This is a genomic window from Nonomuraea sp. NPDC005650 (genome assembly GCF_040605375.1).
In the GTDB taxonomy this organism is placed as follows: domain Bacteria; phylum Actinomycetota; class Actinomycetes; order Streptosporangiales; family Streptosporangiaceae; genus Nonomuraea.
The window spans coordinates 62,355-86,773 of the sequence record NZ_JBEXCR010000039.1; the positions used below are offsets into that span (position 1 = coordinate 62,355).

The window sequence follows — 24,419 nt, forward strand, 5'->3', positions numbered from 1 at the left end:
GCAGCGTGGACACCGTTGACCTGCTCCTTCATCCAGTCCGGCTGCGCATCGTGCACGCCATGTCCGGCGGGCGCACCCAGACCACCTCCGAGCTGTGCGCCCGGCTCCCCGACGTGCCCAAGACCACCGTGTACCGGCACGTGGGCCTGCTGGCCGAGGCGGGGGTGCTGGAGGTCGCCGACGAGCAGCGCGTGCACGGCGCCGTCGAGCGCCACTACCGGCTGCGCCGGGAGCGCACGGTGATCGACGCGGACGCGGCCGCTTCGATGTCCCTGGACGATCACCGTCAGGGGTTCGCCGCGGCCATGGCCGCGCTGCTCGCCGAGTTCAACACCTACCTCGACCGGGACGGAGCCGACCCGAGCGCCGACATCGTGGGCTACCGGCAGGGCACGTACTGGCTCACCCGGGAGGAGCTCACCGAGCTGATCGACGCGCTGCGCGAGGTCCTCATGTCGAAGGCGCGCAACGCGCCCGCGCCGGGCCGCAGCCCGCACCTGATCAGCACGGTCTTCTTCCCTTCCGAGCAATCCGACCATTAGGCCGGCCGCCGGGGCAGGGCCTGGACGAGGGCGGCGGCCACCACGTCCAGCGCGATCAGGAGGAGCAGGCCCATGGCGAAGGCGTGCGGGTAGCCGCCCAGAGCGCCGTAGAAGACCACGCCGACCAGGGCCACGCCGATCGCGCCGCCCGCCTGCTGCGCGGTGCTCAGCACGCCGGACGCGGCGGCCGCGTGCCCGGGGTCCACGCCGTTCAGGACGAGCTGGGGCAGGGGCGCCATGACCAGGCCCATTCCGGCGCCGGCGACCACGAGCCCGGGGATGACCCAGGCGACGGGACCGTGCTCGCCCAGGGCGGTGGCGGTCTGGGCGAGGATGCCGTACCCGACGGCCATGATCAGCGCCCCGAGCGCGACGACCTGGCGGCCGAGCCGGGCCGCGAGCCGGACGGCCTGCGTCGAGGAGGCGAAGTAGCCCAGGCCCAGCGGAAGGAAGATGAGCCCCGATCCCAGGGCGTCCAGCTCGCGGCCCTGCTGGAGGTAGAGCGCCAGGATCAGGAAGAACGAGCCCATCGTCATCGAGTGCAGCAGGCTGACCACGGTGCCCACGGAGAAGGAGCGGTGCCGGAACAACCCCAGGTCCACCAGCGGTGCGGCGGCCCGCCGCTGGTGCAGCGCGAACGAAGCCAGCAGGACGCCCGCCGCCGCCAGGCACAGCCAGGTCCACGCGGGCCAGCCCTGCTCGCGGCCCTGCACGAGCGGGTAGACGATGGCGACCAGGCCGAGCGAGACGAGCACCGTACCGGCCAGGTCCAGCCTCGGGCCGCCTGGGAGGCGGGATTCGGGCACCATGCGCGGGACCAGGGCCATCGCGACCGCGCCGACCGGCACGTTGATCAGGAAGATGGTGCGCCAGCCCAGCCCGGCCAGGTCCGCGTTGATCAGCACGCCGCCGATGAGCTGCCCGAAGACGCCGCCGAAGCCCATCGTGACGCCGTAGGCGCTGAACGCCTTCGCCCTGCGCTCACCGGTGAAGGCGGTGTTGATGATGGCCAGGACCTGCGGCATCAGCAGCGCCGCGCCGAGGCCCTGGCCGATCCTGGCGGCGATCAGGATCCCCGCGGTGGGCGCCTGCCCGCACAGCGCCGACGCCACCGTGAAGACGCCCAGGCCGACGGCGAACATCCGGCGCCGCCCGTACAGGTCCCCCAGCCGCCCGGCGGTGATCAGCCCGGCGGCCAGCGCCAGGCCGAACCCGGCCACGACGAACTGGATCTGCGAAGGCGTGGCGTGCAGGTCCAGCTGAATGGCGGGGATCGCCACGTTGACGATGAAGAAGTCGAGGGTGGTGATGAAGAGGCCGGACAGGAGGACCGGCAGAGTCCCCCGTCCGGGGTCCGCCGCCCTCGGGGCGGCGGGCTCGGATGCCTTGGTGGCGGTCATTGTCGCTCTCCTGGTGTGGTGACCGTTGCGAGAGAGACAATGCCGCCGACACCCGTATCGTGGCGATTACGTCAGAGGTCATGGAAACGACGAAATGGCCGCTGGTCTGCGGGGCTCATGAGACCTTGCGGAACTGCTCGATCATCGCCGCGTAGCCGTCGCCGCCGCGCCCGTCGGCCACGGCCCGGTCGGTCAGGGCCTTGACGAACCTCGGAAGCTCGGCGCTGACGCCGAGGGACTCGCTCTCATGGATGAGGTGGTCCATCGCGGCCAGGTGGGTGTCGATGGTGGAGTCGAGGGCCGGGTACGCGCCGTCGTCGATCTGCTCGGCGTAGGCCGCCAGCCAGCCGTTCACGATGTCGACGCCCTTGCCTGCGAGCGGAGCGAACGCCCTGGCGTCCACCCCCGCCGCGCCGAGCAGGGCGGCGCCCTGCAGGAATCCGTTCAGGACGTTCCACATCAGGCTCAGCACGGCCATCTCGTGCAGCGCCGACAGGGTGTGGTCGTCGCCGAGGTATGTCGCTCCTGAACCGAGGCTCCTCAGGACCGGTTCGTACTGCTCGAAGGCCGACCGCGGCCCGCTGTAGGTGATGACGGCGTCCGCCCCGATCTCCGCGGGGACGGCCATGATCGCGCCGTCGAGGTACGCGGCGCCGTGCCGCGCCGCCCACTCGGCGCTCTCGCGGGCGCCCGACGACGTGCCCGACCCCAGGTTCACCAGGAGCCGGCCGTCGAATGCCTCGCCCAGCGGGTCGAGGAGGCGATGCGCGGCGTCGTAGTCCGTGACGCAGACGACCACGAGCGAGCCGGCCGCGACGGCGTCGCCGACCGAGCCGGCGAGCTTCGCGCCCTGGGCCACGAGCTGGTCGGCCTTCGCCGCCGTACGGTTCCACACGGTCGTGGGGTGTCCGTCGCGCAGGAACGCCCCGGCCAGCGCCTGGCCCATCAGTCCGAGGCCGATGACGGTCACGGGAGTGTTGTCGGTGGTCATGGCAGAATCCTCAACGTTCATACCGGTATGAAGGTCAAGGGGGGAGCGTCATGCTGATCGGGGAGTTGAGCCGGCAGACCGGGGTCAACACGCATCAGCTGCGTTACTACGAGGTCCAGGGCCTGCTGGAGCCCGACCGCGGCGCCAACGGCTACCGCGAGTACGGCGACGACGCCGTCCTGACCGTGGCCCAGATCCGCAGGCTGCTCGAAGCCGGGCTGTCGACCCAGGAGATCGCGTACCTGCTGCCCTGCGCCACCGGCACGGCCCCCGACCTGGAGCCCTGCCCCGAGCTCCTGGACACCCTGCGAGCGCGCCTGCACGGCCTGGACGAGCACATCGACACGCTGGCCCGCTCCCGCCAGGCCCTCCACGACTACATCGAGACCACCGAACAACGCGTGTCGGAGTATTACCGGGGATGCGAGGTCGTCGCGGGAAGCTAGCGGAGGCACGCGGGGCCGCGTGAAGAGGCGACGGTGGTGCCAGCATGGCGAATATGGCGATCTTCGTCCAAGAAGCCGGCCCCGCCGACGCACCGGCGGTGGTGCTGCTGCACGGTGTGGGCACCAGCGGATGGATGTGGACCAAGCAGGTCCCCGCGCTGGCCGACGACCTGCGAGTGCGTGCCCGGTCCTGGCGGTGGCCGGGGAGAACGAGCACGACCTCACCAGACGGTCGCTGGCCGCCATCGCCACGACCTTTCCCCGTGGCCGGGCGCGGCTGGCCCCCGGAGTGGGCCACGCGTGGAACGGCGAGCGGCCCGAACTGTTCACGGCCATGATCCGCGCCGTCGTCATGGGCGAGCGGCTGCCGGAGGAGCTCCGTCCCGTGAGCTGAGCGAGCTCGTCGCCGGAGGAGCTCCGTCCCGTGAGCTGACGTCAGTCGGCGGGGGTCAGGCGGACGTATCCGTACGGGTTGAAGAACAGATCGTCCTCGTCGTAGCGGTCGCAGGCACCGGTGCGCAGCGACCAGCGGGGCGCGTCCTCGGCCATCCGGAACCCGGCGCCGTCCTCGATCTCCGCCGCGCGCGGATCGGTCAGGAGGTAGATCGCCAGCGTGTCCAGGTGCGCGACCAGCTCAGGCAGCTCGTCCATCGCCGGAGGCGCCGCACCGACCTCGATCTCGACCTCGGGCGCGCCGAGCAGGTGCATGCCGCAGCTGTAGAGCACCTGACCGTCGTAGATCGGCCGCTTCACCCAGGCGGCGACGAGCGCGTCGGCCAGGTCCTCGTCCGTGGCGTCGGCCGCGCGATCGGCCAGCGCGAGCCAGCGGTCCCGGCCGTGCGTGATCCCGCTGCTCTCGTTCTTCACCGCCGTGGCGCCGGACCGCAGCAGGGCGGCCGTCGCCGCCAGCAGCCGCCGGGAGGTGTCGAACGCCAGAGCCTGCATCATCGGCGCGGACAGCAGGTAGCCGACGGTGTCGTGGAACTCCACCGCGGTCCGGTCCGCCTCGTCGAAGGACGCCGCCGACATGCTGGCCTCGAAGGCCTCCGGCATCCGGGGGTCGGGTTCGTCCTCGGAGTATTCGCGGTCGAGGACGAAACCCCCGAAGCCGCTCGCGATCTCTTCCATCTCCAAAAGGCCCAGCCCGGAACTGAGCACGCACAGCACATGCCGGGGGAACGCTTCACTCATCCCGGCACCCTATCGATCACAGACGCGTGCCGGTCCTCATGTCACGACCTCGGACAGGTTGCGGCGGACCGACGACTTGTCGTCGAAGGTGACGCCGAGCCGCATGATCATCTGCGGGTACTCGTCCGAGCAGAGCTCGTGGCGCAGGAACTCGCGCAGCAGGTCCATCTCCAGCGCCTGGGTGTGGAAGGCGGCGCTGACCCCGTGCGCGGAGGCGTGCAGCAGGATGTGCTGCAGCGCCTGACCGGCGTCGATCCACTCCCTGCGGCTGTCGCCCCGCGTGGTGAGCAGCGCCACGACCCCGACGGACGTCGCCGCTCGCTGGTCGGCCTGGCTGCCCCAGTCGTGTTCCCAGGCGTAGTCACGCTGCGGGAAGTCCGGATCGGTCCGTACGGCCTGACGCGGGTAGCCCTCCGCCGGGACCCCGTCCCTGCGGTCGCTGCCGGGCGGCTGCCCCCAGCGGATCATCTCCAGGGTGAAGCGACGGTTCTGCGCCTGCACGCCCTGCGCGGCCTGGGTGAGCGAGGCGACGACCCGCAGCGCCTCCGGGGAGCGGATGGGCGTCAGCTTGGCGCCGTGCTCCATGGCCGCGCGGACCAGCCGCTCGACCAGTTCGTCCGGCACCGGCACCTCGGCGAAGCCCGCCCGGTGGGTGCGACGGCACTCGATCTCACCGCCGAGAGTCTTGGTCGCCTCGTCGGTATGCGTCTCGCCGCCCGGTTTGAGCGTGGCCAGCAACGACGGGCGGTCCGGGTCCGGCAGGGTACGCACCTCCGGCTCGAAACCCTCGCACCGCATCGCCGTACGCATGTTGAACAGGGCAGCACCACAACTGATCAGCAGTTCCCGGCCCGAGGCGTCGCCGGCGCGCAGCCTCCGGTCCGGGTCGGCCCGCAGGCTGATCTCCTCCCCGGACACCGAGAACGTCCAGGGCTGCGTGTTGTGCACGGACGGCGCCCAGCGCGCCGCCTCCAGCGCCACACCTAGCGCGCGCTTCGCCGAGAGAACGGCCATGACACCCACCTCCGCCTCAAGCGCATCACGCCCTGGACGGTTCCGGTCAGGGTCAAAGGTCCCCGGCCCCAGGGCCGACAGCCCCCTGCCGTGGGAGTCTGCCGTGGGGGTCTCAGCACATGGCGAAGACCTGTGAGGCGCTCTCCCTTCGCCGGCATGGTCCGGATCAGGTGGCTAGGGGTCGCCGGTCCGTCCTTCGACTTTTCCGGCCTCTCAGCCTTTCCTTCCCTCCTCCGCAGAGGCTCTCGGGTCGGGCTCCCTCGCTCGTCTCACAGGCCTAATAACAACGTCTCGCCGCCCGGATCGCCCCGCCAGGGACGAAAGTCCTTCACTTTCGGGACCAATGGCCCTAGTCGATCCGGTTGGCAAGGGTCACATAGGCGTGCGCCACCTTCGCGTCGATGTCACGGGGGACAGGGACGACGCACTGGTCGGCCGGTACGAGCCCGCGTGCGATGGACTCCAGACAGCGTGCCTGGAGCGTGAATCCGAGATCCATCGATTCCACCGAGTTTCCCAGCGGGCGCGGGCCGGACAGGTTGACCATGTGCCCGCCGGTGAGCACGTGAACGCGTCTCCCGTCGCCGAGGACGAGGCTCGTGACCCCTTCCGTCGGCTCCACGGAGCCGACCACGTCGGGATGGCCCAGGAGATCGGCCAGGTCGATCTCCCACGGGACATGACCGGCGTTCGCCAGGATCGCGCCGTCGGACAGCAGGCGGAGATCGGCTCCGGTGAGGACGCGCGCGGCGCCGGTGACGGTCACGATGAGCTCGGCGGACGAGATCGCCCGCGCCCGCTCCGGCACCGCGAAGCCGTCGAGCAGCGCGTTGAGCCGCCGTACCGGATCCGTGTCGAGCACGGAGACGCGGGCACGCGCACGGCCGAAGTTGCCGGCGACGCCGCGCCCGCAGGGTCCGTAGCCGACGACCGTGACCCGGAGCCCGTTCGTGGCCCGGTTCGTGATGCGCATGAAGGACTCGAGCACGCTCTGGCCCACCGCATGCTCGTTCTCGGCGAACTGCTTGATCGGGCTGTCGTTGATCACCAGGAGCGGCCGCGCGATGCGATCGCGCAGCGGCAGCAGTCTCGCCCGCCCCGAGGTGGTCTCCTCGGTCCCGCCCAGCAGCGACTCGTACGGCTCCTCCAGGAACCGGGCGAACAGCTCCCCGCCGTTGTCGAGGATGAGATCCGGCCGGCAGGCGAGGACTTCGCGCAGGTGAGCCGCGTGGATCTCCGGGTCGCCGGTGCGCTCGCCGATGACGTCCACCCCTTGATCCCTCAGCACGGCCACCGTCTCCCGCTGGGTGGTCATCAGGTTGCCGGTGGCGACGATCTCCGCCCCGCCCTGCCGCAGCGTGAGGAGGAGGGTGGCGGTCTTCGGCTCCAGGTGGATGGCCGCGCCGATCGTCAGGCCGGCGAACGGACGGGTCCGGGCGAACTCCTCGGCGGTCTCGGCCAGCAGGCGGCAGTTGCCGAGCACCCACTCCATCCGCGCCATGAGCTCCTCCGGTCTCCTCAGCCGATCGTTCTCCTGAGCAGGATGCCGTGGATCAGGGAGGCCACGCCATCGTCGTCGTTGCTGGGGAGCAGGATCCGGGCGGCCGCCTTGACCTCGGGGTGCGCGTTGGCGACGGCCGCGGGCAGTCCGGCCTTCCTGAGCATGGGGATGTCGTTGGGCATGTCCCCCACCGCGGCCGTGGCGGCAAGGGGGACTCTGCGGTGCGCGGCCGCCCATCGCAGGGCCTCGCCCTTGTTCGCGTGCTCCGGCGAGATCTCCAGGAAGTGCATGGTCGAGAAGGTCGCCCGGACTCCGGCGACCGTCCCTCCGCCGAACGCGTCGGCGAGCTGGGGCGCCGACAGCTCAGGGTGGGCCACGAGCACCTTGACCACCCGGTTGTCGCGGGTGACCCGGCCGACGAGGTCGGCCGACACCTCATGGGGCCAGCAGTCGGGCACCAGGTCCGCGAAGCCGGGTTGCAGGACGAGCTCGTGCTCCGTGTCGATGCCCAGGACCGCGCCCCGGACGGACCTTCCGGCCCAGGCGAAGACCTGCTCGACCTGGCCGGCGGTGAAGCAGTGGTCGAACAGCACCCGGCCGGCGCGGGTGTCCCACATCACCGCGCCGTTGCTGCAGGCGATCAGGCCCTGGATGCCGGCCTCCAGAGCCCAGTCCAGGGCGTCCCGGGTGGGCCGCCCGGTGGCGACCATGACCTGGAGGCCGGCGGCGCGGGCGTCGGCCAGCGCCGCCCTGGTGTCGGGGCTGAGGCCGCCGGCGCTGGTGAGCAGGACCCCGTCCAGGTCCGTGCAGACGAGCTGGATCCGGGTCACGCGGCGGCTCTCGCGGTGTCGGCGTCCCGGACCGTGAGGCTGCGCTGCCCGGCCGCCAGGACCACGGCGCCCACGGCGATGCTCAGCACCCCGACGGAAGCGGCCTGCGACTCCGTGGCGTGTTCCAGGATGACCCCCGCCGCACTCGACCCCAGGGCGGTCCCCGCTGTCATCAGCGTGACCAGCCAGGCGAAGGCCTCGGTGACCGTCCCGACCGGCGCGAGCTTTCCGACCAGCACGAACGCGGCCGTCAGCACGGGCGCGAGGAAGAGCCCGGTGAGGATCATGATGGCGGCCATGTAGGGCGGGGACGGCACCAGGCACAGCAGCGCGTACGCGGCGGCCAGGCCGACGGTCAGCAGCAGCGTCCGCCGCGGGGGCGAGGAGGTCCAGCGCACGGCCCCGTAGCCGAGGCCGCCGATCAGCGCGCCGAGGGCGTTCAGCGCCAGCAGCGTGGGCGCCCCGCCCACCACGTCGTGGTGCTCCGCGTAGAAGACCACCAGGACGTTCAGGCCGCCGATGGCGGCGCCGACCCCGGTCAGGCTCACCAGCAGGACGGCCAGGCCGCGGCTGCGCAGCGGCCCGAGCCAGTCGGGCGACCGGACCGGCGCCTTCCACCTGCGGGTGGGCGACGCGGTGGCGACCACGAGCACTCCCAGCAGGCCCAGCAGCGCCCCCACCCACAGGGCCCCCACCGGCGAGCCGGCCGCCACGCAGCCGGCCACGACCAGGGGGCCGCCGACGAAGACCAGCTCCTGGGAGGCCGAGTCCATGGCGTAGGCCGACTCAAGCCGGGCGGCCGGCACCAGATCAGGCCACAGCACCCTCAGGCACGGCTCCAGCGGCGGGGTGGCCGCCCCGGCCAGGACGGCACCCGCGAGGACGACCGCGGGCTCGGCGGGAGCCAGCGCGATCGCGATCAGGCCCACGCCGGCCGCGAGCGCGGCCGGCACCAGGACGCGGACCTGGCCGGCCCGATCCACCAGCCGGCCGAGCAGCGGACCGCCGCCGGCGGCGGCGATGGCGAAGCCGCCGGCGGCCAGGCCGACGAAGTCGTAGCTCGCGCCGATCTCCCGCAGGACCAGCGGGATCGCCAGCGCCGCCATCGCGCTGGGCAGCCTGCCGACCAGCGTCCCCAGCAGCAGCCGTGTCACGTACGGGGCCTGGAGCAGGCTCGCGTAACCCATTACTCAATCCCCCGTCTCGCCCCGCAGGTGCAGGTGGAGCGCTACCGGTTGGTTCTTTCGCAGTTGCACCTCGATGTCCCCGACACCGCTGACGTGCCGGCCCGGCCCGCCATCGGCCAGGTCGGTCCAGGTCCAGGCGCCGTCGGGACCGGCCGGCACGTCCGGCAGGTCGACCGCCGTCACCTGGCCCTGCTCGTCGAAGGTCAGCCGGACCTGCCCGCGGAAGCTGACCCGGACGACCGGCTCGTCGTCGTCACCGCGGGGCGCCTCCACCGACAGGAACCGGGTGCGCGCGTCCCACCGGACCCGCGCCTGCCCCCTGTCCCACTCGGATCGGAACCCGGCGGCGAACCGGTGCAGCAGCAGCGCGCGGTCGGCCGCCAGCCGTCGGGCGGGCTCGGTGAGCATGTCCTGCTCCAGCCGGATCAGCTTCTCGTAGAGGTGGGCCAGCACCGATGAGGTCTCGCCCTCCTGGTAGACGTCCTTGAGAGCCGATTCCGGGTCCCACAGCGGCTCGCCCAGCAACCCGCCGTAGGCGAACGCACGGCCGATGCCGATGGCTCCCATGGCGTCGAGGTTGTCGGCGTCGTGCACCGCCGCGGCGATCGCGCACTGATCGTCGAGCTCCTCGTCGGCGAAGCGGTAGCGGCCGGTCAGCTCGACCGCACGCAAGATGGGCGGATGCCACTCCTGCGGCACTCCGCACTCCTCCAACACGCGCAGCACCGCGCCGCAGGCGTCCTCGGGGCGGATGGGCCGCCGGTCCTGTCTGGCCTCCTCCACCCGGTGGTAGTCGTGAACGTACGCGGCCACCCGCGCGATGCGGGGGTCGGCGCCCGTCCGGGCCGCGATCTCCCCCGCCAAGGCGGCGACCCGGTCGACGTGGCCGATGTCGTGGGCCGGATCGGCGGTCGCGAAGTCGACGGCCACGCGGGCCCGTACCTTCTCGAGAATCGCATTCACCGCTGTCCGTACTCCTCACGCCAGCGCTGCGCCAGCTCACGCTGCATCTGCGGGTTGAGGCGGTGCAGGCCCGGCTCCCAGGTCTGCCTGGCCAGCTCGCGCGTGCACAGGTAGAGCTCCGTGTAGACCAGGTCGAGGACGGAGCCGAGGATGCTCTGCTCCATGAAGTTCACGGGCTTGCCGTCGTTGAGCAGATAGACCGTGCGACCGGCCGCCCGCAGCTCGAGCACCTCGTCGACCTCGGCCAGGCTGGACGCGGCGCGGCGCAGGCCCTCAACGTCGAACTCGACCTGCTTGGAGCTGCCGCTGGCCAGGACGACCCCGTCGCGCAGCCGTGGCAGGTCGGCCGCGGTGAGGGCGCGGTGGCCCGAGACGCCGACGATCACCTCGGCCCAGGAGAGCAGGTCCTCGCGCGCGCCCACCCGGAATCCGTGCACCACGGCGGCCGACATCCGGATGTCGTCGGGGTCGTAGACGGCGACCTGGACTCCGGTGCGCCGAAGGTGCTCGGCCAGGGCCGTGCCTATCCCGCCGTAGCCGAGCACGAGGACGCGGCGTTCGCTCAGGAGGCGGTAGAAGCGCAGCCGCAGCAGCCGTTCGACGCTGTAGGCCACCGACCGTCCGACCTGGACGTCCTCCAGTGCCTTGAGCGGGCTGTCGGCGATGGTGAAGACCGGCAGGGGGAGCGGCGCGGCGCGTTCGTACTGCCACTGCCCCTGCTTGGTGTCCTCCACGATGCCGCGGAAGCGCGGCACCCCGGCCAGATCTCCGACCGCGTCGGCGCAGTATCCGCCCACCTCCTGGATCATCACGGGCGAGTCGCCCTGCCGCGCGGCCCTCCGGGCGGCGGCGACCGCCATGGCCCCGACCTCCTCGATCGAGGCCGGCATGCTCAGCGGAAGATCGTCCAGCAGCGACAGCGCCTCCTGCCTGGCGCTGTAAGGCACCGGCACGACCTGGGCGAGCTCGGTGGACTGGCTGAGCAGCCGCACGTACGGGACCGCGGTGTCGAGCAGGTGCGTGATCAGGACCGTGCGTACGGGCGGCATCGGCCAGTCGGCCTGGGCACTGCGCAACACGGGCAGGTCGCCCGCCCGCGATGCGTGCCCGGCGCCGGCGGGTGCAGCCGCAGATTCCCGTTCGACAACGGATGTCATGGGAAGTCCTCCACAGAGAGATGGAACGGTTGCGGTTCGCTCGACACGGAGATGACGGCTTCAGACCGCTTGGAGTCTGTTCAAGCCGGTCACGGCCATGTCGGGCAGGTGTGCCGGACGCAACTCGATCTCGCCGATGGCGGTGTCGGCGGGTGCCTCGACAACCCAGCGGACGGCCTGGGCGACGGAGGACGTGGACAGTTTGAACGGTGAGTCGTCACCGATCTCGTTGGCGATCGCACCGGGGTTGATCAACGTGGTGCGGACCCCGTTCGGCCGTTCTTCCAGGAGGAGCACCTCGGCCAGCGCTTTCAGGGCCGCTTTGCTGGCGCAGTAGGCCGCGCCCCCCTCGAAGTATCGGCTCCCGGCGTGGCTGCCCATCAGGACGATGCTGCCGTTGCGTGCGCGCAGGTGCGGCAGCGCCGCCTGGAGCAGCGGCAGCACGGAGACGATGTTGACGTCGAACGCGGCTCGCCACTCGCGCAGGCTGAGCGTGCCGATCCCGCCCAGTGACCGCGCCACCGCGTTGACGACGAGCGAATCGATGCGCCCCCGCCGGCGCGCGACCGACTCGACGGCGGCCGTCACCGCGTCGTCCGACTCCAGGTCGCACCGGACCTCGGAGAGCCAGGACTTCCCTGCAGAAGTGCGGTTGAGCCCCCAAACTTCCCAGCCGCCCGCGTGCAGCTCGGCGGCGATGGCCAGACCGGTGCCCCGGTTCGCCCCCGTCACGATGGCGACCGGGCTCTGCGCCTCCGTCATGCCGGGAGCCTGCCGACCAGGCCGGACCAGACGGAGACGATGTGCTCATGGCTGGCGCCCTGCCGGAACAGGTCCTTGTCCAGCGAGTTGCCGTCGCGGTCGCGCAGCCGCATGCAGTCGGGCGAGATCTCCGAGTTGACGGTGAGCTCGCCTTTCGCGCCGGAGCCGATGATCACGCAGAAATCCCAGAGATCGAGCGGCTCCAGCCACTCGCGGAGGCGGTCATTGCATTCCCGGGCGATGCGGCGGAACTCCTCGACCTCCACTCCATATGCCCGCAGATAGTCTTCTCCGATCGGCTGGTCCTCGGGATCGATCCGGAAGTCGAACTTCACCACCGGGGGATGGAAAACATGGCCTTCGGGAAAGAGGCCGGGATACTTTCTGAGGGTCGATCCGACGGACCGGTTTTTGACGATCACCTCGAAGGGCGGAGCCGGCACGTAGTCGGCGAGATAGACGGTCTCGCCGAGCCGTTCCTTGAACACCGTGCGAATGCCGGACGCATGGAGCGCGTGGGCCGCGCGCTCGTAGAAGTCCAGGCGCAGTCGCGCGGTCGCCGGGACGAGCTCGTCGCGGTCGAAGGTGTAACTGCGCAGGCTGGGGATCAGCTCGACCACGCACGTGCCGTCGTCGCGCCGCCAGATCCGCTTGCTGCGGCCTTCGACGGCGGGCGGCCCGGTTATGTCACTCCGCAAAGAGGTCACAGAACAGCATGGTCATTCGCATGACTGGCGATGTCAAGCATAATCCACAAACAAGTCCAGAGATAGTTGGCTCGTATTATAACCGAGTATAGGCCGGGGCGAGCGCGCCGGGCCAGTGAGATATTGAATTCATTGGCCATGGGCCTTTCGGAAGATATTCACAGATCAGGACATTCGCATTCCCGTTCCGCTCACAGCGAATGCGGATGAGCGAAAATAAACGGCGATATCCGATATGGGAGGCCGCTAATGTGACGGCAGGCCCGCCAGGCCGGGCTGCGACCTCGTGGGGAAGAGCCGGCGGATCGTCTCCCTGAGCGCCTCGTCCCGTACGGACGCGACGAACTCCTCGGGCGTGCTCCCGCACAGCCGGCGCAGTTCGGCGGACTCGTCCAGCAGGCGCTGGATCAGCGTCCACTGATCCGCGAGCCGCCTGGCCGCACCGGTCTCGTCCACCAGGCACCCGTGCCTGCCGACGTAGACGAAGCACGGCGGGAGCGGGGTCCCGGATTCGAGCGTCACGGGATGGCGCTCGGCGGGCAGGCGGCGACGCCAGTAGTTCGGCTCGGTGCGGTCGAGCGCCGCCAGCTCGCGGTCGTCGGGCCAGACCACGAACAGCCGGGAGGTCTCGCCCGGCGCCTCCAGCGGCACGGCCGGCAGGTAGCCCCACCGGCTGACGTGCGCGGAGACGCCCGGGGCGATGCCGTCCACCTCGGCGAGCGTCATGGGGACGACCGGCGGGATCGACTGGCCGACGAACTTGCGCCGCAGCTGACTCGGCGCGGCGTTGGAGCCCACGGCCACGACCGGGTGGCGCTCCGGCATCGGCGCGCGGCCGAGCCGGGCCAGCAGCCCGTCCAGCGTCTCGTCTCCGGCCCGCCACTCCCCCTCCGGGACCGGGCGCAACGGCAGGTACGCGTCGCCGGCCAGCACACCGGAGGTGGCGGGGATGCGGCCCGGGTAGGTCAGCGGCTTCGTCATGGGGTCGCTGTGGAAGAGATGGCCGAGCGGGCGCCGGTCTCCCGGCGCGCCCGCCGGGCACGCCCCATCGTCGGCCATCAGACCTCGCCGCCGAGGTCGGTGCAGTGTGCGATCGTCGCGTCGTCGGCCGCCACCCCGTGGCGCGCCTCCGCCTGCCGGACCCGGCGGATGATCTCCGCGGGCCCGCTCGACGCCAGGACTGCCATGACCTCCGGCCAGCCGGCGAGCCCGAAGTGGTCCACGATGCGGCTGGCGCCGTTGCTGAGCAGGACGGCGCCGGTCAGCTCGGAGACCGGCCCGCTTCCGGTGATCGCCTCGTCGGCCGCCCGCGGGTCGTCCTTGGCCACCCAGAAGCCACCCGCCCGGTTCCGGTTGGCGCGCAGGTCGCGGAGGAGCCGGCGGTACTCCTCGGTCCCCTCGGCGGCGGCCTCGATCGCGGGCTGGTACGACCGGCTGACGACCACCTCCCGGGGGTCGGAGACGACGAGCGGCGCACCGTCCGCCCTGTCGAGCACGAGGACCGAGTCACCGAGCACCAGGTGCTCGACGAAGCCGTCGGACACGCGCAGGATGGCCACGGTCGCGGACGGGCTGATGGGGTCGGCGACGTCGCAGGTGTCCCGGTGCTCGTCCGTCACCCGCTCGATGGCTTCGGCGAGCAGGGCCGGCAGGCTGCGGTCCCTTTTGAGTGGCAGGAGGCCGAGCAGGCTGCCTCCGAGGCGGCCGGCGTACCAGGCCACGCCGTGACGGCAGATCGATTCGCCGCCGGGGATGCCGGCGCCGTCGATCAGCACCGCCGCCGTCGGCAAGGCGCCGACGAAGTCCTCGTTCCGGCGGCCGGCCCGTGCCGCGACGCTCGTCATCGTCACCCGCATGCCCGGCCGCCCTCCTGACAGTCGCCTCGAACATACCTTCCGTTCCGCGTACTGAGCCCCCTCTCGCGAAAGAGCCCTGAGCGGGTCGTGATCAGGGGCAGATCTCCTGGTACGAAAGGCCGGGCAGGAACTCCCGCCACTCCGCGCGCGTCAGCGACCGCCCGGCCCGGGCGCAGACGGCGGCGGCCGTGCGCGCCGGGTCGACGGAGACCTCGCGCAACACGCCCGCCTCGTCGATGGTGTGCAGCACCGCGCCACCGGATCCGAACGCGCCCGCTCTCAGCGGCTCGTCCGCCCCCACGATCGACGGCCCGAGCTTGCGCGGCGTCATGGGGTCCCAGAGCTGGACCTCCCCGTCGCCGATGGACGCGACCACGTCGCCCGCGCGGGAGAAGACCAGCTGATTGATCCCGACGTCGCCGCCGGGGTACGGACGGAACGTCGAGCCCCGCCTCTTGCCCGTCCGCAGATCCCAGAACGCGAGGGTGCCCGTCTGGCTGTAGACGGCGAGGCTCGCCCCATCAGGGCTGAAGGCGAGGCTTCTCATGCCGCTGTTCATCCCTCCTGGCCCGAAGGCGGGGCCGGCCGGCCGCCCGGTGGACAGGTCGATCAGGTGGTTGGCCGATACGGTCACCGGAGCGATCATCGTGCTGCCCGGCCGGAACACCAGGCCCATCAGGTCGCCGGTGTCGACGGTCCGCAACCACGTGCGGTGCGGCACGTCCCAGACGGAAAGCCGGCTTCGAGACTTGCCGTCGACGCTGTCGGCGCCGATCGCGACCAGCGTCCCGTCCTCGTTCACGGCCACAGCGGTCGCCATCCATTCACCTGACACCTGGACCCTGGTCACGCGCGACGGCCGCGCGGTGTCCCACATCTCCAGCGGCTTCCCCATGCCGCTGAAGGCGGCCAGCAGCCGCCCGTCGCCGCTGAACGCGAAGTGCGGGTCGCCGTCCCCGACCTTCATCCGCAGCGGCGGTCCCAGCGGGCGGAGCCTTTCCGCGTCCCAGAGCACGAGCTGCCGCGCCTCGGACTGGTGCGTGGCGAGGAAGCGTCCATCAGGGCTGAACACAGCGGTCTCGGGGGCATGGCCGGGCAGCCGCGTCTGGTGGAGGACGTCGGAGATGTCCAGGCTCACCACCGTCTCGTCGGTCAGGTAGCGCAGGATCGTGCCGTCGATGCCCACGTTCTCCGGCGCGCCCCGGTAGGAGAGCACGGTGTCGCCGTCGGAGACCCGGACCAGCTCGAGGCTGTCGTCGTTCCCGACCACGAGGAAGCGGCCGTCCGGGCTGAACCACATTCCGCGGCTCCCCCCGGTCAACGAATGATCCACGAGGTCCCGCCCCGTGCGCGCGTCGACGAGGGAGATCGCCGAATCGGTGCCGCAGGCGACGGTGCGGCCGTCGGGACTGATCGCCGCCCTCCGCATCGTCCCGGCACAGCTGCCCGAGCGGGGCCACGGCGCCACCGGTTTCCCGCTCGGCAGCCTCAGCAGCGTGAACCGGCCTGTGAGACCCACGTTCACGACCAGGTCGTTGGCCAAGGTGACGGAGGGTTCCAGCGTGCCGTCCCGCACGCCGACGTACGCGCCGGTGCGCGTGTCCCAAAGGTCACCGCCCTGGGAGCCCAGCACGTTGACGTACCGGTCGCCGTTCTGGAACGTGATCCCGTTGAAGTATTCCGGCTCGATCTTCCGCCTGGCTCCGGTCTGCCTGCCGGTGCTCGTGTCCCAGACGCGGATCTCCTGGCCCGCCGCCACGGCCAGCAGCCGCCCGCTCGGGCTGAGGCCGGCATCCAGGAACCTCTCCTTACCGATCTTCAGGTCATCCCAGCCGCCGACCTTCTTCCCGGTACGCAGGTCGTAGATCCGCACCCCCTGCGGGGACACGCTGACGAACGTGCGCCCGTCCCCGGTGATCTGCCGTACGGTCTCCGCGCCCGAGTCCGGGTCGGAGAACGCCGCGCGCTCCCGCTGCGCCCAGGCGTTCTGCAGCGTCGCCCGCGTCGCGGTGACCGGGGCCAGCCGCCAGGCGGCGACGCTGAGCAGCATCGCCCGCACCGGGTCCGCCATGCGCATCGCGTCGGCCTGCGCCGCCACCTTGCCCGCCACCGCCTCGTCCCGCTGCGCGGCGACGATCCTGCTCTGCTCCGAGACGACCAGGCTCTGCCGTACGGCCACGGAGCCGCCGATCAGGGCGAGGACGAGCAGGGCGGACAGGGTGACCGTGAGGAGGCGGCGGCGCCGGACCCGGTGGCGGGTGGCGGTGTTGCAGGCGTCGAGGAAGTCTCGTTCGAGCTTGCTGAGCGTGAGGTGGCGGCGCCCGGTGGCGGCCCAGCGCAGGGCCGTCTCCAGGCGGCTGCCCTGGAAGACGTCGCCTTCGCGGCGTTCGTGGGTGTTCCAGTGGCGGGCGGCGGCGCGGATCAGGTCGTGCGTGGGCAGGCCCTCGCGCTCGTCGCCGACCCACGACCGCAGCCGTGGCCAGGCCCGTAACAGGGCGGGCCGGGCCAGCGTGATGTCGTCGCCCCGGACGGTGATCACGTACGAGAAGACCTCCAGGATCCGTTCGAGCGCGGCCCGCTCGTCCGGCGTCCTCGCCTCGAACAGCTCCTCGCGCGACGCGGCGCGTACGGTCACCTCACCGGCGTCGGTGACGGTCACCAAGCGCAGGAACAGGTCGGGCACCAGGTCGCGTTCGCCGGGACTGAGGAACCCGTAGGCGTCCTCCGCGAGCGTGCCGAGGGCGGGATCGGCCGCGGCTCCCCGGCTGAGGAGCCCGGCCTCGGCGCTGCCGACGGTGAGCGGATCGGCCTGGCCGCCCTGGAACCCGCTGATCAGGCCGAGCAGCAGCTCGCGCGCGGTGGGCCGGGCCATGGGGTCCTTGGCCAGGGCCGCCGAGACCAGCGGCCGCAGCGAGCGCGGCAGCCCGGCGAGGTCGGGTTCGGCGGACAGGACGCGGTGCATGACCGCGCCCAGGCTCTCGGCCCTGAAGGGGTCGTCGCCGTTGGCGGCGTAGAGCACGATCGCGCCCCAGGAGAACACGTCGGCGGGGGCGCCGGCGCGCTGGCCCGTGAACACCTCCGGCGCCATGTAGGTCGGGGTGCCGGCCACCAGGCCGGTGGCGGTCAGCGACATCTCCAGGGTCCGCGCCACCCCGAAGTCGATGACGCGCGGACCGTCGGGGCCCAGCAGCACGTTGTCCGGTTTGAGGTCGCGGTGCACGACGCCGGCGTCATGGATCGCGGTCAGCGCCGTGGCCACCGCGGTGGCCAGGCGGTGCAGCTCGTCGCCGCCGAAGCGGCGCCCGCCGGTGACGGCCTGGCGCAGGCTCGGCCCGTCGACGTAGTCGCTGACGATGTACGGCTTGGGCGCGTCCAGATCGACCGCCAGCACTCGTGCGGTGCAGAACGAGGCCACCCGCTGGGCCGCGGTGGCCTCCTTGCCGAAGCGCGATCGCAGCCCCGGATCGCCGGCCGCGTCACCGTGCAGCACCTTGACGGCCACCCGCTCGCCCTGGGAGTCGTACGCCTCGTAGACCACCCCTTGGCCCCCGGCACCCAGCCGCCCGGCCAGCCAGAAGTCCCCCAGCCGGAGCGGATCCCCAGGGAGCAGGGCCGACACCATCTCATCACCCCGTCAGCTCGGATCGGCTACGTCCTTAGATGACCTTCACCCGGCGGAAGTTCGTAGATCGCGTCAGCCGCGCGACAAGATGTCGTGGATGGCCGGCCGGGTAAAGTTCGTCCATGGAGAGCGGCGGGCTGCGCGAACGCAAGAAGGCCAGGACCAGGGAGACGATCCTGCGCGAAGCGTTCAGGCTGTTCCGCGAGCGCGGCTACAACGCCACCACCGTCGACCAGATCGCCGAGGCCGCCGAGATCTCCCCCGCCACGTTCTTCCGCTACTTCCCGACAAAAGAGGACCTGGTCACACTCGACCACTTCCCGCCGCTCCTCGACGCGCTCCAGGTCCAGCCGCCGGGCGAACCGCTCGCCGTCCTGCGCGGCGCGTTCCGTACGGCGTTCGCCTCCCTGACCGCCGAGGAGATCGCGGCGGGGCACGCGCGGGAGGTCTTCTCCGTGACCGTCCCCGAGCTGCTGGTGGCGAACATCCGCAGAAGCCCGGGCACACTCCGTGAGATCTCCGGGCACCTGGCGGACAAGGCCGGCTGCGACGTCGACGACCCTCGGCTCCGGAACGTCACCGGCGCCGTCCTCGGGGTCGTGGCCATGGTCTGGCTGCAGTGGGCGCTGGACCCCGCCATGGACGGGCCCGCCGAGATCGACAGAGCGCTGGCCCATCTGGAGTCCGGCCTGAGCCTGCGGTAGGCGGCACACCTCACGCGCACGTCCGATCGACGGATCACGCGTCTGTTGCGTCCCGACCGACCGGTAGATAGGCTCCGCTGCATAGCCGACCGACCGGTCGGTCGAGGGGAGCATTGTGAAAAACGCCGATCTCCGGGGAACCGCCGCCGAAGGCTTCGAGCCGGTGACGGACGCCTTCCGGCGCAACTTCGCCCAGGGTGCCGAGGTGGGTGCCGGGCTGGTCGTCTACCAGCGTGGAGAGCCGGTCGTGGACCTGTGGGGCGGCGACGCCGACCCCGACACCGGGCAGCCCTGGCAGCACGACACGATCGCGCCCCTGGCCTCGACCACCAAGACCTTCGCCGCGGGCTCGTTGCTGCTGCTGGTCGAGCGCGGGCAGGTGGACCTGGACGCGCCGGTGGCACGTTACTGGCCGGAGTTCGCCCAGAACGGCAAGGGCGAGATCACCGTCCGCGTGCTGCTCAGCCACCGCGCCGGGCTGACCTCGATGGAGACGAGACCGGTGACCTGGGAGGACCTGCGCGACTGGACGCCGATCACCGACACGCTGGCCGCCGCCGCGCCCGAGTGGCCGCCCGGTACGGCGCACGGCTACCACGGCGTGACGTTCGGCCATCTGACCGGTGAGATCGTCCGGCGGGTGTCCGGCATGAGCCTGGGCGAGTTCTTCGCCCGCGAGATCGCCGGGCCGCTCGGTCTCGACTGCTACATTCGCGTGCCCGACGCCGAGCTGCCCCGGATGGCCACCATGGTGGTCCCCGACGCCGAACAGGTCATGCTGGGCATGGAGGTGCCCGAGCTGGCGGGCATGGTCCAGGCGCTGAACGATCCGACCTCGCTGACGTACCGGTCGATGTTCGGCAGCGTGGTCATCGGCTGGGACGCGACGAACGACCCGAGCACGTACCAGGTGGAGAGCCCGTCCATGGACGGGGTGGCCTCCGCGCCGTCGCTGGCGCGCTACTACGCCGCGCTGATCGGCGAGGTGGACGGCGTCCGGCTGCTCGGCCCTCAACTCGTGGAGCAGGTGCGGCACTCCTACGGCGACGGCGTCGACGAGATCCTGCGGGTGCGGACCTCGTGGGGGCTGGGCTTCGCGCTGCCCGGCGGCCCGATGTGGCCGGTGCCGGAGAAGATCGGCGGCCTGTTCGGGCACAGCGGCGCCAGCGGCTCGTTCGCCTTCGCCGACCCAGAACGCGGCCTGGCCTTCGCGTACGTCCCCAACCGCGGCTCCGAGCTGCTCGAAGGCGGCGACTTCCGGGTCCGCGGCCTGATCGCGGCACTGTACGAGGGCAGGCTCTGACGATGCTGGAACCCCGTTTCTCCGCCGTCGCCGAGGCGTTCACGCAGATCATCGGCAAGGGCGCCGACCGCGGCGCGGCGCTGTGCGTCTATCACCGGGGCGTGCCCGTGGTCGACATCTGGGCGGGCACCGCCGACGTCAGAACCCGCAGGCCGTGGGACGCGCGCACGATCGCGCCGATCACGGGCGCCACCAAGGGGCTGCTGGCGGTCGCGGTGCTGTCGCTGGTCGAGGACGGCACGCTCGGCCTGGACACGCCCGTGGCGGAGTGCTGGCCCGAGTTCGCCGCCGAAGGCAAACGGGACATCACCGTACGGTGGCTGCTGTCGCACCGCGCCGGAGTCCCGGCACTCGACAAACCGATGAACGCCCGCGGCCTGATCGCCGGCGACAGCCCGGCCGACGCGCTCGCCGCACAGGCCCCCGTCTGGCAGCCCGGCACCGCGCACGGCTATCACCCGAGCACCGGCGCCTGGATTCTGGAGGAGGTCGTACGCCGGGTCACCGGGTCCACCGTCGGCAAGATCCTGTCCGACCGGATCGCGACCCCGATGGGCGAGGACGTGTCCATCGGGCTTGACGAGGGCGATACCGCCCGGCTGGCACCGCTGATCTTCCCGATCATCGAGCTGATGCGGGCCCGGCCCAAGGAGCCCGAGTTCGCCGAGTTCGGCAAGGCGGTCTTCGCCTCCAAGACCCCGCTGGCCAGATCGCTCAACACGCTGTCCCTGTCGAGGACGGACCAGTTCAACGATCCCGCCTTCCTGGCCATCGGCGAGCCGTCGATGAGCGGCGTGGCGAGCGCCTCCGGCCTGGCCCGGCTGTACGCGTCGCTGATCGGCGAGGTGGAGGGCCATCGGTTGATCGACCCCGGCCTGCTGGCCGCCGCCACGCGGGAGGAGTCCGGCGGCCACGATCGGGTGCTGCTCATGAACACCCGGTTCGGCCTGGGGTTCATGCTGCCCGGCGGGCCGCTGTGGCCGGGCGAGACCCGCACCCAGTTCGGGCACGGCGGCACCAGCGGCGCCCTCGCCTTCGCCGATCCCGCGAATCGCCTGGCCTTCGCGTACGTGCCCAACCGCATGTCCGGCTACATCGAAGGCGCGGACGCCAACGCCAGGCGGCTGGCGGCGACGGTGTACGGCGCCCTCCTCTGACGGACGTCACCGACCGACCGATAGGTAGGCTGGTAGGGTGTGCTATCCCGAACACCCGAGGTGGAGGATCAGAGTTGTCTCGTCACGAGCCGGGCGACACCCGTGGCCGCATCATCGAGACAGCACGGGAGCTGTTCACCACTCAGACGTACCGCGCGGCCTCCATGCGCGACATCGCGGAACGGGTCGGCATCACCAAGCCGACGCTCTACCACCATTTCCGCAGCAAGAGCGAGATCCTGGCCCACCTGGTCGGCCCGCCGATCGACCAGCTGGAGGCGACGATCGACGACGCCGCCGCTCGCCCCACCCTGGCCGAGATCCGGCACCACGTGCTGGGCGGCTGCCTGGACATCATGCTCACCCACCGCGAGACCATGACCTTGCTCCTGCGCGACGCCTCGGTCTACGGCGACGAGACGACCGCGGTCATGTCCCGCATGGTGACCATCGTGAACCGGGCCATCGAGCTGCTCGCCGGGCCCGACCCTGACTGGCGCCGCCGCGTACGGGCGGCCCAGGCGTTCGCGGCCGCCACCGACCCCGTCAGCCAGTTCGCGGACGTGCCGGTGGACGACCTGCGCGCCGAGCTCATCCGCGGCGCGAGCGCGATTCTCGACCCCGAGCCGATCGGCGAGCCCCACCCGGCGAGGTGAACGGCAGAGCGCGGGAAGCTCGCCCGTCCCCGTTCACCAGGTCACCAGGTCACCGGCAGCGCGCGCAGGCCGTACACGGCGCTGAAGACCCGGAAGCCGACCTCGGCGTCCGGGTCGGCCAGGGCGAGGCCGGGGAAGCGCCGCAGCAGGGCCGGGAAGGCGATGCGCATCTCCATCCGGGCCAGCGGCGCGCCGAGACAGTGGTGCACACCGTGGCCGAAGGCGACGTGGCCGGCGGCTCCCCGGGCGATGTCGAAGGCGTCGGGATCGTCGATGAAGGCGCCGTCGCGGTTGGCGGCGGGAAGCGAGAGAAGCACGAGCGAGCCCGCGGGGATCGCGTGCCCGGCGATCTCCACGTCCGTCGTGGTCGTGCGCGGCGGCAGCGAGTGCACGATGGACAGCCAGCGCAGCAGCTCCTCGACGGCGGGCTCGATCAGCGCCGGATCCTCGCGGATCATGGCGAGCTGGTCGGGGTGCCGGAGCAGGGCCAGAGTGCCCAGGCCGAGCATGTTCGAGGTGGTCTCGTGCCCGGCCAGCAGCAGCAGTCGCGCGATGCCGATGAGCTCGTCGGTGCTGAGATCGTCGCCGTGCTCGCGTACCAGCATCCCCAGCATGTCCTCCCCCGGCTCCGCCTGCGCGCCGGCCACCAGGCCGGCCATGTACTCGCGGTCCTCCCGCCCCGCCGCGGCCCGCTGCTCCATCGGCAACGACGTGTCCAGCAGGCGGGCGGAACGGTCCTGGAACTCGGCGCGGTCGGCGTAGGGCACGCCCAGCAGCTCGCAGATCACCAGCGACGGCACCGGCAGCGCGAAGTGCGCCACCAGATCGGCCGGCCTGCCCGCCCGCTCCAGATCGTCCAGCGCCGCCTCGACGATCTCGCTGATCCGCGGCTCCAGCCTGCGCATCCGGCGCACCGTGAACTCCGGGGTGAGCATCCGGCGCAACCGCGTGTGCTCCGGCGGGTCGAACCCGATCAGCTGCCCGGCCCGCAACTTGGCCAGCTCGTCCGCGTCCACCTCGCCGGAGCCGGGGAACGGCGTGAAGGCGTTGCTGAACCGGGCCGGATCCGACAGCACCTGGCGCACGTCCGGGTAGCGGCAGACCAGGTACGCGGGCAGGCCGAACGGCGTCTCCACGCGTACGACCCCCTCGCCGTCCCGTGCCTTGGCCAGGTCCTCGACCGGGTCGAACCCGTTCCGCCGCATCTGCAGCGGCACCTCCGGCGCCTGCGTCATCTGCTGTCCGTCCTTTCTTCGATCGGGTGCGGCTCCGCCGTCCACGGCCGGAGCTTGTCGGGGTTGCGTACCGCCCAGATGTGCTTGATCCGGCCGCCCGGCACGTCGAACGCCGCCACCGTCACGGTGACGCCGTCGTTCTGGGCCACCAGACCGGGCTGGCCGTTGACCGTACGCTCCAGCAGCGTCAGGCCGGGCGAGTACTCGGCGAGGGCGAGGATGTAGCGGGCGATCCGCTCGCTGCCCTCGATCGGGCGCAGCCCGGCGCTGACCTGGCCGCCGCCGTCGACGATCGCGGTGGCGTCGGGGTCGAGCAGGCTGATGAGGGCGTTGATGTCCTTGGCCTCCCAGGCCTGCTTGAAGTCCTTGACGATGCCGGCCTGCCGGGCTGTCGGAGCGGTGGGAGTCTGCGCGGCGCCGATGCGGCGGCGGGCCGAGGAGGCCAGCTGGCGGCAGGCCGCCGGGGTCCGGCCGACGATCTCGGCCACTTCGGCGAACGGGTAGCGGAAGACGTCGTGCAGGATGAACGCCACGCGTTCGGCCGGGGTCATCGACTCCAGCACGATCAGGAAGGCCATGTTGACCGACTCGTCGAGGGTGACCCGCTCGGCCGGATCGCCGCCGGATCGCCCGCTGATCCATTCGGTACGGTCGGGCAGCGGCTCGGGGATCCATTCGCCCACGTAGCGTTCGCGCCGGGCGCGGGCCGAGCCGAGCAGGTCCAGGCAGATGCGGCTGGCGACCGTCATCAGCCAGCCGCCGGGCGCGGCGATGGCCTCCTGTTGCTCCCGGGTCATGGCGTACCAGCGGGCGTAGGTCTCCTGGACGACGTCCTCGGCCTCGGCCAGGGAGCCGAGCAGCCGGTAGGCGAGGTTGATCAGCTGCCGCCGCTCGCTCATGATCGCGCTCAGGCCAGGGTCGAGCTGATCGTGTCCTGGCTCGGATGGGGTGGTCATGGTGTCGCCGGCTCCCTCGGTCGCTGCTGCCCTCACCCAGACCGACGAGACGACCTCCCGAAATGTGAGGGCGGGTCGTCGGATTGCTGAGGCGTCAGCTCGCAAACTACCGCTGAGCTGGGAGAACCAGGTCCATGCCCCCGGCCGGCGGCCGCGCCACCTCACATTCCCGCCGCCTGCGCCGTCGGCCTACTGAGACACCAGCGCGGCGGCCCATCGTCCGGGTCGCCGGCCTCGAA

23 protein-coding genes are annotated in these 24,419 nt (G+C 71.6%); 7 read left to right on the forward strand and 16 right to left on the reverse strand.

Annotated elements, in window-relative coordinates; all coding sequences use genetic code 11:
- Nucleotides 1–5: 5 nt before the first annotated feature.
- Nucleotides 6–542: a helix-turn-helix domain-containing protein gene (locus ABZS69_RS48625; protein ID WP_355386071.1), complete on the forward strand. Its 537-nt coding sequence runs from the start codon at nucleotides 6–8 to the stop codon at nucleotides 540–542.
- Here ABZS69_RS48625 and ABZS69_RS48630 read toward each other — a convergent pair.
- Both ABZS69_RS48630 and ABZS69_RS48635 read right to left on the reverse strand, forming a co-directional pair.
- The gene (locus ABZS69_RS48630) at nucleotides 539–1,942 is read right to left on the reverse strand and encodes a DHA2 family efflux MFS transporter permease subunit (protein ID WP_355386074.1); all 1,404 of its coding nucleotides are present in this window, start codon (nucleotides 1,940–1,942) and stop codon (nucleotides 539–541) included. The genes ABZS69_RS48625 and ABZS69_RS48630 overlap by 4 nt on opposite strands.
- Before the next feature lie 115 nt (nucleotides 1,943–2,057).
- Nucleotides 2,058–2,933 carry an NAD(P)-binding domain-containing protein gene (locus ABZS69_RS48635; RefSeq protein ID WP_355386077.1) on the reverse strand — a complete coding sequence of 292 codons (876 nt, stop codon included), beginning with the start codon at nucleotides 2,931–2,933 and terminating at the stop codon, nucleotides 2,058–2,060.
- A 50-nt stretch (nucleotides 2,934–2,983) separates the two neighbouring features.
- Here ABZS69_RS48635 and ABZS69_RS48640 point away from each other — a divergent pair, with 50 nt between their 5' ends.
- Together ABZS69_RS48640 and ABZS69_RS48645 are read left to right on the forward strand one after the other, a co-directional pair.
- Entirely contained in the window at nucleotides 2,984–3,379 is a 396-nt protein-coding gene (locus ABZS69_RS48640; RefSeq protein ID WP_355386080.1) for a MerR family transcriptional regulator, read from the forward strand.
- A gap of 196 nt (nucleotides 3,380–3,575) precedes the next feature.
- Complete coding sequence (locus ABZS69_RS48645) at nucleotides 3,576–3,773, forward strand: hypothetical protein (protein WP_355386083.1); 198 nt, start codon at nucleotides 3,576–3,578, stop codon at nucleotides 3,771–3,773.
- A gap of 41 nt (nucleotides 3,774–3,814) precedes the next feature.
- Here ABZS69_RS48645 and ABZS69_RS48650 read toward each other — a convergent pair whose 3' ends face one another.
- The 12 genes from ABZS69_RS48650 to ABZS69_RS48705 all read right to left on the reverse strand — a co-directional run bounded on the left by ABZS69_RS48650 (nucleotide 3,815) and on the right by ABZS69_RS48705 (nucleotide 18,169).
- The gene (locus ABZS69_RS48650; RefSeq protein ID WP_355386086.1) at nucleotides 3,815–4,570 is read right to left on the reverse strand and encodes a hypothetical protein; all 756 of its coding nucleotides are present in this window, start codon (nucleotides 4,568–4,570) and stop codon (nucleotides 3,815–3,817) included.
- 36 nt (nucleotides 4,571–4,606) lie between these two features.
- Entirely contained in the window at nucleotides 4,607–5,584 is a 978-nt protein-coding gene (locus tag ABZS69_RS48655) for a nitroreductase family protein (protein WP_355386089.1), read from the reverse strand.
- A gap of 349 nt (nucleotides 5,585–5,933) precedes the next feature.
- The gene (locus tag ABZS69_RS48660) at nucleotides 5,934–7,085 is read right to left on the reverse strand and encodes an adenosylhomocysteinase (protein ID WP_355386092.1); all 1,152 of its coding nucleotides are present in this window, start codon (nucleotides 7,083–7,085) and stop codon (nucleotides 5,934–5,936) included.
- A gap of 17 nt (nucleotides 7,086–7,102) precedes the next feature.
- Nucleotides 7,103–7,915 (reverse strand): HAD family hydrolase, encoded by an 813-nt coding sequence (locus ABZS69_RS48665; RefSeq protein ID WP_355386095.1) that lies wholly within the window; start codon nucleotides 7,913–7,915, stop codon nucleotides 7,103–7,105.
- Complete coding sequence (locus ABZS69_RS48670) at nucleotides 7,912–9,102, reverse strand: MFS transporter (protein WP_355386098.1); 1,191 nt, start codon at nucleotides 9,100–9,102, stop codon at nucleotides 7,912–7,914. The genes ABZS69_RS48665 and ABZS69_RS48670 overlap by 4 nt, the downstream gene beginning before the upstream one ends.
- 3 nt (nucleotides 9,103–9,105) lie before the next feature.
- On the reverse strand, nucleotides 9,106–10,065 hold the full coding sequence (locus ABZS69_RS48675; RefSeq protein ID WP_355386101.1) for an HD domain-containing protein: 960 nt from the start codon (nucleotides 10,063–10,065) through the stop codon (nucleotides 9,106–9,108).
- On the reverse strand, nucleotides 10,062–11,222 hold the full coding sequence (locus tag ABZS69_RS48680) for an NAD(P)-dependent oxidoreductase (protein WP_355386104.1): 1,161 nt from the start codon (nucleotides 11,220–11,222) through the stop codon (nucleotides 10,062–10,064). The genes ABZS69_RS48675 and ABZS69_RS48680 overlap by 4 nt, the downstream gene beginning before the upstream one ends.
- 60 nt (nucleotides 11,223–11,282) lie before the next feature.
- Nucleotides 11,283–11,984 carry an SDR family NAD(P)-dependent oxidoreductase gene (locus ABZS69_RS48685; protein WP_355386107.1) on the reverse strand — a complete coding sequence of 234 codons (702 nt, stop codon included), beginning with the start codon at nucleotides 11,982–11,984 and terminating at the stop codon, nucleotides 11,283–11,285.
- Complete coding sequence (locus tag ABZS69_RS48690; protein WP_355386110.1) at nucleotides 11,981–12,691, reverse strand: phosphoribosylaminoimidazolesuccinocarboxamide synthase; 711 nt, start codon at nucleotides 12,689–12,691, stop codon at nucleotides 11,981–11,983. Before ABZS69_RS48690 ends, ABZS69_RS48685 begins: the two co-directional genes overlap by 4 nt.
- Before the next feature lie 246 nt (nucleotides 12,692–12,937).
- Nucleotides 12,938–13,750: a hypothetical protein gene (locus tag ABZS69_RS48695; RefSeq protein WP_355386113.1), complete on the reverse strand. Its 813-nt coding sequence runs from the start codon at nucleotides 13,748–13,750 to the stop codon at nucleotides 12,938–12,940.
- The gene (locus ABZS69_RS48700) at nucleotides 13,750–14,547 is read right to left on the reverse strand and encodes an integrase (RefSeq protein WP_355386116.1); all 798 of its coding nucleotides are present in this window, start codon (nucleotides 14,545–14,547) and stop codon (nucleotides 13,750–13,752) included. Before ABZS69_RS48700 ends, ABZS69_RS48695 begins: the two co-directional genes overlap by 1 nt.
- A 91-nt stretch (nucleotides 14,548–14,638) precedes the next feature.
- The gene (locus tag ABZS69_RS48705) at nucleotides 14,639–18,169 is read right to left on the reverse strand and encodes a WD40 repeat domain-containing serine/threonine protein kinase (RefSeq protein ID WP_355386119.1); all 3,531 of its coding nucleotides are present in this window, start codon (nucleotides 18,167–18,169) and stop codon (nucleotides 14,639–14,641) included.
- Between the two features lie 122 nt (nucleotides 18,170–18,291).
- Between ABZS69_RS48705 and ABZS69_RS48710 the strand changes: the two genes are divergently transcribed.
- From ABZS69_RS48710 to ABZS69_RS48725, 4 genes are all read left to right on the forward strand, one after another.
- Nucleotides 18,292–18,873, forward strand: a complete 582-nt coding sequence (locus tag ABZS69_RS48710; protein WP_355386122.1) for a TetR family transcriptional regulator — start codon at nucleotides 18,292–18,294, stop codon at nucleotides 18,871–18,873.
- Nucleotides 18,874–18,988: 115 nt separating this feature from the next.
- Entirely contained in the window at nucleotides 18,989–20,176 is a 1,188-nt protein-coding gene (locus tag ABZS69_RS48715; RefSeq protein WP_355386125.1) for a serine hydrolase domain-containing protein, read from the forward strand.
- Nucleotides 20,177–20,178: 2 nt separating this feature from the next.
- A complete protein-coding gene (locus ABZS69_RS48720; protein ID WP_355386128.1) occupies nucleotides 20,179–21,333 on the forward strand; it encodes a serine hydrolase domain-containing protein in 1,155 nt (384 codons plus the stop codon).
- 74 nt (nucleotides 21,334–21,407) lie between these two features.
- Nucleotides 21,408–21,989: a helix-turn-helix domain-containing protein gene (locus tag ABZS69_RS48725; protein WP_355386131.1), complete on the forward strand. Its 582-nt coding sequence runs from the start codon at nucleotides 21,408–21,410 to the stop codon at nucleotides 21,987–21,989.
- Nucleotides 21,990–22,030: 41 nt separating this feature from the next.
- Here ABZS69_RS48725 and ABZS69_RS48730 read toward each other — a convergent pair whose 3' ends face one another.
- Both ABZS69_RS48730 and sigJ read right to left on the reverse strand, forming a co-directional pair.
- On the reverse strand, nucleotides 22,031–23,224 hold the full coding sequence (locus ABZS69_RS48730) for a cytochrome P450 (RefSeq protein ID WP_355386134.1): 1,194 nt from the start codon (nucleotides 23,222–23,224) through the stop codon (nucleotides 22,031–22,033).
- The gene (gene sigJ, locus ABZS69_RS48735; protein ID WP_355386137.1) at nucleotides 23,221–24,180 is read right to left on the reverse strand and encodes an RNA polymerase sigma factor SigJ; all 960 of its coding nucleotides are present in this window, start codon (nucleotides 24,178–24,180) and stop codon (nucleotides 23,221–23,223) included. Before sigJ ends, ABZS69_RS48730 begins: the two co-directional genes overlap by 4 nt.
- Nucleotides 24,181–24,419: the final 239 nt, after the last annotated feature.